Raw genomic sequence first — 8477 nt, 5'->3', positions numbered from 1 at the left:
ACAGCCGCAGGCCGACGAATCGGCGCGACCACTGGCTCGAGTTGACGAAGAAGTCTTTGGTCGTGTCGCTCCTGGGCATGTAGCTGGCGTCAACCCGGAAGACCTGAGCGGCGACATCCGGTCTGGAGGTCAGGAACATCCCGGCTCCCATGGTCGCTGCAAACCACTTGTGGGCGTCGATCGTGATCGAGTCCGCCTGCTCGATGCCCTTGAGAGCACCGCCGGTATCGCTGGCAATCAGCGCACCACCCCATGCCGCGTCGACGTGGAACCACATGCCGTGCTCCCTGGCCAGTTCGCCGCAACGGGTCAACGGATCGACCATGCCCGCGTTGGTGGTACCCGCCGTCGCCGCGATCATGACAGGCATGCGGCCGCTGGAGATGTCAGTTGCAATCGCTTCGGCCAAGGCATCGGGGTCCATGCGTCCTCGCCCGTCGGTCTGGATCAGCCGGACCGCGTTGCGCCCGATGCCCCCGGCGTGAGCGATCTTCAGCCATGCCAGATGACTCTCCTCCGACACATAGAGGCGCGGCGGACGGGCGAATGCCTGCAAGCCGTCATCGCCATACGCCGGACATGCTGCCTGAAGAGCGCAGAGCATTGCCGTGAGGTTCGCTTCCGATCCACCGCTAGTGAAGTGCCCGCCCGACCCATCCGGCATGCCGGCCCTGCGCGCCACTTCCCGGATCACGTGCAGCTCGATCTCCACGGCCGCCGGCGCATGCGAGTGCACGCAGACCTGAGGGTTGAACGCGGAGGCGATCCGATCGGCGCACTCGGAAGCGAACGTCGGCGCAGGGTTGAACAGGCCAAGATAGCCCGGATGCGTTACCTGTACCGTGCCGGTCTCTAGCCCGTCGATCACCCATTCCGTCAAGCCCGCCAACTCTCTGGGCCGGTCGAATCTCATGTTTCGCAGCTCCCGCAGCCATTCGCCGGACGGACCAGCGGGTACTACGTCGCGCGACGGCATGAGACGCCGCGACGCCCCGAGGCGTTCAGTGAGCGCGTGGTCCGCCGCCGTCAGGGAATCATGGTCGGGAAACAGCGAATAGTGCGGATCGGTCATGGGACGGCTTGGCCGCTGGCAGATTGCCGACTCGCCTCCCACGCCAGCATACAGCGTTTCCGCGTGGCGCCCCCGGCGTAGTTGCCCGTGATCCCGCCCGCGCGGATCACGCGATGGCACGGAATGAGGAAGGCGATCGGGTTGCTGCCAACCGCGCTCCCCGTCGCCCGAGCCGCCTTCGCGCTGCAGACCTCTTCTGCCAGGCGACCGTAAGTGACGACGCGCCCCGGAGGCACCCGCAACAAGGCGCGCCAGACGGCCAGTTGGAAGTTGGTCCCGCGCACATGGACGGTCAGCGGGGGACTCTCGGCTCCGAAGGGCGCCGAGAAGATGGACCGCGCCAGTGCTGTTGCCGTCGATTCGTCGCCTTCCAGCGATGCCCGCCCCCAGGCCCGGCAAAGAGCCTCCTTCTCGGCGGAAACATCCCCGTCGGCCACAAACCCGACCCGGCAGACACCGCGCTCGGTCCAAGCGACGAAGACAGGCCCAAACGGTGATTCCCCGGTGCCGAAGCGGATCGTCAGCCCCGCACCCCTGCTCCGATACTCGCCCGGCGTGACGGCCTCCACGGTTACGAAGTGATCGTGCAGCCTGCCCGGGCCAGAGAGCCCGCTACCATGGGCCGTCGCGAGCACGGACTCTGAGCTGTCGAGTAGCTTCTTCGCGTGCTGAACGGTAAGGAATTCGAGAAAGCGCTTTGGCGTGACGCCGGCCCAGCGCGAGAACAGCCGATGCAGATGGCTTTGGCTCAGACCGATGTGCGCTGCCAATTCCGCGAGTTCCGGCTGGCGCTCGCGATGCCTGGCCAGATAGCGGATGGCAGCCTCGATTCGATCATAGTCGGTCGTGTACATGCGGGACTCCGGAGAATGATTATCGACGGAAACTTTAGGGAATGTAAACACTCCTGATACTGACATCGACCCGATCCTTGCTATGCGGGGCTGGGCCGTCTGTAAAACGACAGCAAACGGGCACTAAAACAAGACCGGTAATCCCCGCTGCGGTTACGCTTCATCCGGCGCGAGCGAAGCAAGGTATCACGTGGGCTAACGCCTTTCGATGCTCATAACCCGCCCGCCCACACGGAAACCCCGGGAATATCCCGCGTATTTATCCACATGGCTTGAAGACGACGCTCCCGATGCGTTCCTTCGAATCGGGGCCGGGACACAGCAAACATATTATGTGTGATTTCAACCACCTGCATTGCCATACCAGGTTCTCGTTACTCGACGGGGCCGCGAACATCAAGATCCTCGCCCAAAAAGCGAAGGAACTGGGCATGGCGGGCGTAGCCATTACCGATCACGGTAATCTCTACGGGGTCCCGGAGTTCTACGAAAAAGTCAAGGAAGCCGGCGTAAAGCCCATCATCGGGTGCGAGTTCTACCTTGCGCCCTCCGGTATGCAGGACAAGACCGACCGGACTCGCTACCATCAGGTGCTGCTTGCGAAGAACAAGGAAGGCTACCGGAATCTGATCAAACTCTCGTCCCTTTCCTTTACGGACGGCCATTATTACAAGCCGCGTATCGACAAGGAAACACTGCGCGCGCACAGCGGAGGGCTCATTGCCACGACCTGCTGCCTTCAGGGGGAGGTCCCGCATGCCATTCTCGCACACGGCGAAGAAAAGGCGCGCGCAGTGTTCGAGGAATGGCTCGATATTTTCGGGGAGGATTATTACATCGAGATTCAGGATCACGGCCTCGAGAAGCAAAAACGGTGCAATGCCGTCCTCTTGCGCTGGGCAAAGGAATATGGCGTGTCCGCCGTGGCCACGAACGACGTACACTATATCGAGCAGAAAGACGCCGAAGCGCAGGATGTACTCCTGTGTCTCCAGACGCGAAAAGACTTTCTCGATCCCGACCGGCTGCGCTTCGAGAACGACCAGTTCTTTTTCAAGTCCGCCGAAGAAATGCGGGCGGCGCTCAAAGATCTCGACCCGATCACGCGCGATGCGGCGCTCGACACCACGCGCGAGATCGTGGACAAGTGTACGGTGGAGCTTCCGAAGATCGAGATGCTCATGCCGAACTATCCCATCCCCGAGAAATTCGGCGGCGACATGGATGCCTGCCTGCGCAGCATGGTCATGGAGCGGGCCAGGGAGCGGTACCCGGAAATAAGCCAGGATATCGCCGAGCGGCTCGATCATGAACTCGGGATCATCCGGGACATGGGCTATGCGGGCTACTTCCTTATCGTGCAGGATATCACGACCGCCGCCCGACAACTCGGGGTGCACGTAGGACCGGGCCGGGGATCGGCGGCGGGAAGCGCTGTGGCGTATTCCCTCGGCATTACGAACATCGACCCCTTCAAGTACGACCTCATCTTCGAGCGTTTTCTGAATCCGGAACGTATCTCCATGCCGGACATCGACATCGATTTTGACGACCGGGGGCGATCGAAAGTGCTCGATTATATTGTGGATAAATACGGTCGTGAGAATGTGTGTCAGATCGTCACCTTCGGAACCATGGGCGCGCGCTCGGTAATCCGGGATGTTGCCCGCGTCCTCAATATCCCCCTGAACGAGGCCGACCGCATTGCGAAAATGATCCCGGAAGCGGTGGGGATGACGCTCGAAAAAGCCTGCAAGGAGGCCCCGGATTTTCGGGCGCTCAAACAACACGAGGATCCCAATATCCGCAACCTGATGCATTATGCGGAGGTGCTGGAAGGTTCGCCCCGCCATACCGGCGTGCATGCCGCCGGCGTCATCATCGCACCCAAGGATGTAAGCAAGTACGTACCTGTAGCGGTATCCCGCAGTCAAAAGGAAGAAGTCGTCACGACGCAGTACGACGGCAACAAGGTCGAGCATTTCGGACTCCTGAAAATGGACATCCTGGGCCTCAAAACGCTCACCATTCTCAACGACGCGCTGCAAATCATCGAGGAAGAATACGGCGAACGTATCCGGCTGGAGGATATTCCGCTGGACGATCCGAACACCTTCGAACTGTTCCAGCGAGGCGACACGGCCGCCATCTTCCAGTTCGAATCCTCCGGCATGAGAGAATGGCTGCGCAGCCTGAAGCCGACCCGGCTGGAGGATATCATTGCGATGAACGCCCTCTATCGGCCAGGCCCGATGGACCTCATTCCAAGTTTCATTGCACGTAAACACGGCAGGGAAACCATCGAGTATCCGCACGAGATGCTCGAGCCCGTCCTGAAGCCCACCTACGGGCTGCCCGTATATCAGGAACAGGTGATGCAGATAGCGCAGGTCATGGGCGGGTATTCGCTCGGCGGCGCAGATATCCTGCGGCGCGCCATGGGCAAAAAGAAGAAGGCGGAGATGGACAAGCAGCGCAGCATTTTTGTAAAGGGCGCGGTGGCGCGGGATGTTGCGGAAAAAACCGCCCACGAGGTGTTCGATATGATGGCGAAATTTGCAGGCTATGGTTTCAACAAAAGCCATAGTGCGGCCTATTCCGTCCTGGCCTGTCAGGCCGCCTGGATCAAGGCGCATTATCCCGACGCTTTCATGGCCGCCACCATGACCAACGAGCAGAACGACACGAAAAAGCTGTCGGGTATGCTGCAGGAAGCCAAACACATGAGCCTGGATATCCTGCCCCCGTCCATCCACCGCAGCCGCAAACATTTTACCGTGTCCGGGGGCAGCATCTGCTTTGGGCTCGGAGCCATCAAGGGGGTGGGCTCCGCTGCCGTCGACCATATCGTCGAGATGCGCGAGGAGCATGGCCCCTTTCGGGATTTCTTCGGGATGGTACGGGAACTGGACCCGCATATCGTGAACAAAAAGGCGCTGGAGAGCCTCGTGCGGGCCGGCGCCCTTGACGAGCTTGAAGGACATCGCGCCCAACTGTTCGAAGCGATCGACCTTGCTGTCCGGTATGCGAAACAGGTGCATGGAGACCGCGCGGCCGGGCAAAGCAACCTGTTCGGAACGGACACCGGAAACGAAACCCAGACCCCGCCTCTTCCCGATGCGGATCGATGGAAACGTTTTCGTATTCTGAAGGAAGAGCGGGAATTGCTGGGGTTCTATGTATCCGGGCATCCGCTCGAAGAATACGCACCGGAAGCACGAGCTTTTGCGACCGCAAGCCTGGGCCGCATCAGCGAGGAAGACCTGGAACACAACAGCAAGCGCGATCATGCCGGACGAAACGGCTTCGCGCGCCACAGCGCCCGGCGGCATACGTTCTTCGGTATTGTCACCAGCGTGCAACGGCGCACGAACAAGTCCGGCAAACCGATCGGATTCGCGGCCATCGAGGACTTTACCGGACAGGGCGAAGTCGTATGCTTTGCCGATGTCTATGACAAAGCGCAGAATTATCTGAACCCCGATGAAATCGTGATGGTCACCGGCGAACCCGAACTCCGGGGAGGCAAGGTAAAGATCATTGCCCGCGACGTGCTGCCCATGTGGAAAGTGCGCGCCACGATGGTACAGGCCATCGTGCTGCGCATCGACAGCGACCGTGTGCAGCAGGAAACCATCGGTGCCTTGCGGGAACTATGCGAGCAGAATCGCGGAAAGTGCGGGTTGTATTTTGACATACGGGCCGACGACCTCCCAGAGAGGACAACGCGTATACACAGCCGCTCATACGTGGTCGATCCCACTCCCGAACTGATGAATGGCATGGCGCGGCTCATAGGCCGCGCCAACGTGGCAGTGGAAGGTCGAAACGGGCATGCAAGAACATGATTCGCATTGGAATTACCACATCATTTGAGCACGGTGAACAGCAGCTGCGACACGACTACGTACGTGCCGTGGAAGATGCGGGGGGTGTTCCTCTGATTGCACCCATGGGCGGGAAGCACACCATGCATTCTTTCGCAAACCTTCTTGACGGTTTGATCGTCACCGGAGGCCCTGCCATTACGGAGGAAATGATCGGGGAACTGCCCGGCGATATAGAAGAACCGGACCCGGTGCGCGCCTCTTCCGACATCCTGCTTCTCCGCGCTTGCCTGAGCATGCGCCGCCCTGTTCTCGGCATCTGTTACGGGATGCAACTGCTCAATGCCTTGTATGGGGGCAGCATATACGCCGATGTGCAACGGGATATGGCGGATTGCCTCGTCCACAGTGACAAACGGGGGGCAAGCGACCATACCATCGAACTGGGGAAAGACTCGCACCTGCGCGACATACTGGGCGTGCGAAATCTCCTGGTCAACACCCGCCACATTCAGGCCGTCGCTCGCGTGGCGCCCTTTTTCCGCATAGCGGCCCGCGCGCCCGATGGGGTTGTAGAGGCCATTGAAAACGAGGATGCCACCATCCTCGGCGTACAATTTCACGCGGAAAGAATGGGAGAAATCATGCAACCTCTCTTCAAACACTTCGTAGGGCAGGCCGACCTTGCCAAACAAAAACGGAAAGATCCGATTCATGCCGCGTAACCTGTTTCGTTCCGGTTTACTCCGAGCCTCCATAGGAGCGACCGCTGCCATTTTGCTCCTGCTTCTTGTTTCGGGCAGGCTCACAGGGCGCACTCTGCATTTCATAGACATACGCGGGGAAACGGATGAGAACAGTTTTACCCTCGAACAACTCGACACACACCCGGATATAGTTTTTCCTTCCTGGTTCAGTGACCCGCTGGCCGAAGAAGATGCCGCAGCACATGAAGCGTTCATCCGCAATCGGCTTGTTCGCGATTTTCGGGACTTCCTTGCCCTGTATGTCCAGCGTCAGGGGAAAGACGACAACTTCACGTTGCGCGTAGTGGACAACCGGACCGACGAACTACTCGAAATCCACGAACTGAACCGCGAAGATTGGGAAAACCGTACGCCGGACGCTCCCTGGGACTGGGCGCTCGTCGACGAACAACGACGGCGGCAAACGCGGGCACTCGTTGACAAATACGTGGGCCAGGGCATACCACGCAGAGCTGTCACTGTAAAATGGGGGCGCAGGAACCAGGTGCTCGAAGCCCGTATGCGGGAACTGGGATATATAGAATACGAGGTTCGTCTGGCAAACTTCCTCGGTTTGAGCCTGCTGGCCACCGAAACGGGCACCGTGGAGACCTTCAACCGGGATGATCTCGTGTCCGCGGCAGGCGCGCGAGGCCGCTACCAGATCATGCCCTTTCTGCTGCGCCTGAACGATATCCACCGGTACCGTCTCCGCACCACGGCAGGCAATACGATCCGGGTGTACGAAGAACGGCACCCATTCCTGACCATGGAAACTGCGTTCACGACTATTGCAGGCTATCGCAACGCCGTCGGACACGAAATACCCGGGCTATCGGCCTATCACTCAGGTCCTGGTAACATCTTCATGCTATACCGCACCTTTCTTGAGAAAGGCGGGGATTTCCACACACGAGAGTCCACTGTCATGGACGCATACATATGGGCCATCACCGACGGGTTCGACCAACTGTCATCCAGCAGCTTCCGGACGCACTCGCGAGGCTATGTGGCATCCGCCTACGGTTCTCTGCGCGCCACAGAATCCCTTCCTGTAGAGAAAGCCGCCACCCTGCAGGTGGAACGCGTACAGCTTCGCGATGGAGAACGCATCAACCTGAGCCGCCTGCTGGAACTCCTTCCTCCCGGCGCGGATCTTACGGAAACAAACGCCTACGACCGCTTCCGCGAACATAACCCGCACTTTCTGCTGCCGGAACGCCCCGGGAGCCAACCGGGCGTACCGCCCGCGGGCGATGTGCAACTCGCTTCCCACTCCGGACAAACCCCTGTGCGCTTCTTTCTGCCGGCGGGCTCGATCAAAGCCCTGTTTGCGTCGGGTTTCGACGGCATCGATCCGGAAAAAACCTTCCATTTCGGGCAGGATACATATAGCGGAGCGCCCTGGTCCTACAGTGTATCCGACTCGTCCGGCGCATTTCCACGCACCGTCTGGGATCGGCAGTACGACGAACTGGTGCAGGAAATCGCCCGATTCGGCTTTACGAACGAAAACAGGGAACGCCTTGCGGCCCTTACCGAACGTTTCGAAGCGCTGGCCAGGGAAGAGCCTTCGTTCTACCGAGACATACAATTGAAAATCATCCGAACGCACCACCGCCTGTGGCATTCGGACGTGTTCGACCGGCTTGCCGCCGTGGTGCGTGCAACCGGCATATCCGAAGAAGCGGAATCGGAGTGACAGACGCACAGCGTTGGGTATCAACTGAAAAGGGACCTATGAACCGCTTCCCGGAATTACAGGAATTGCTGAATAGCCTCGAGAGCGACTTTGCCAAGTTCTATGAGAAAGGCAACAAGACCGCGGGGATACGAACGCGCAAGGGACTGCAGGCGCTGAGGCGTCTGGCGCAGGATATCCGCATGGATATTCTGGAACGCAAAGGCCGCAGATAATTAGGGTCTGTTACCACTATGCAGCAATGCTCTGTTCCGTCAGGCACGGCGTCAATCAAGG

Annotated in this window: 6 protein-coding genes; 4 read left to right on the top strand and 2 right to left on the bottom strand. The window is 59.6% G+C overall.

Going from position 1 to position 8477, the window contains the following annotated elements; genetic code table 11:
• Window positions 1-1072, bottom strand: a 1072-nt coding sequence (locus tag F4Y00_00820) for an aminotransferase class V-fold PLP-dependent enzyme (protein MYE03509.1), incomplete at its 3' end; no start/stop codon positions are given.
• Entirely contained in the window at window positions 1069-1926 is an 858-nt protein-coding gene (locus tag F4Y00_00815) for a methylated-DNA--[protein]-cysteine S-methyltransferase (GenBank protein ID MYE03508.1), read from the bottom strand. The genes F4Y00_00820 and F4Y00_00815, both read right to left, overlap by 4 nt.
• 332 nt (window positions 1927-2258) lie before the next feature.
• Here F4Y00_00815 and dnaE point away from each other — a divergent pair, with 332 nt between their 5' ends.
• The 4 genes from dnaE to F4Y00_00795 are packed head-to-tail and all read left to right on the top strand — an operon-like array spanning window position 2259 to window position 8416.
• Window positions 2259-5774 carry a DNA polymerase III subunit alpha gene (gene dnaE / locus F4Y00_00810; protein ID MYE03507.1) on the top strand — a complete coding sequence of 1172 codons (3516 nt, stop codon included), beginning with the start codon at window positions 2259-2261 and terminating at the stop codon, window positions 5772-5774.
• Window positions 5771-6478 carry a type 1 glutamine amidotransferase gene (locus tag F4Y00_00805; protein ID MYE03506.1) on the top strand — a complete coding sequence of 236 codons (708 nt, stop codon included), beginning with the start codon at window positions 5771-5773 and terminating at the stop codon, window positions 6476-6478. The genes dnaE and F4Y00_00805 overlap by 4 nt, the downstream gene beginning before the upstream one ends.
• Window positions 6468-8201: a hypothetical protein gene (locus tag F4Y00_00800; protein ID MYE03505.1), complete on the top strand. Its 1734-nt coding sequence runs from the start codon at window positions 6468-6470 to the stop codon at window positions 8199-8201. The genes F4Y00_00805 and F4Y00_00800 overlap by 11 nt, the downstream gene beginning before the upstream one ends.
• A gap of 38 nt (window positions 8202-8239) precedes the next feature.
• Window positions 8240-8416, top strand: coding sequence for a histone H1 (locus F4Y00_00795; protein ID MYE03504.1), 177 nt, complete (start codon window positions 8240-8242; stop codon window positions 8414-8416).
• The last annotated feature ends 61 nt before the right edge of the window (window positions 8417-8477 follow it).

Source organism: Bacteroidetes bacterium SB0662_bin_6, assembly GCA_009839485.1.
Classification (GTDB): Bacteria; Bacteroidota; Rhodothermia; order Rhodothermales; family VXPQ01; genus VXPQ01.
The sequence above is the reverse complement of the archived record's forward strand: the minus strand, read 5'-3'. Positions and strand labels throughout refer to the sequence as shown.

Excerpts from the sequence above, each read along its gene's own strand:
- F4Y00_00815 (MYE03508.1), bottom strand. The coding sequence starts at position 1,926 with ATGTACACGACCGACTATGATCGAATCGAGGCTGCCATCCGCTATCTG.
- dnaE (MYE03507.1), top strand. The coding sequence starts at position 2,259 with ATGTGTGATTTCAACCACCTGCATTGCCATACCAGGTTCTCGTTACTC.
- F4Y00_00805 (MYE03506.1), top strand. The coding sequence starts at position 5,771 with ATGATTCGCATTGGAATTACCACATCATTTGAGCACGGTGAACAGCAG.
- F4Y00_00800 (MYE03505.1), top strand. The coding sequence starts at position 6,468 with ATGCCGCGTAACCTGTTTCGTTCCGGTTTACTCCGAGCCTCCATAGGA.
- F4Y00_00795 (MYE03504.1), top strand. The coding sequence starts at position 8,240 with ATGAACCGCTTCCCGGAATTACAGGAATTGCTGAATAGCCTCGAGAGC.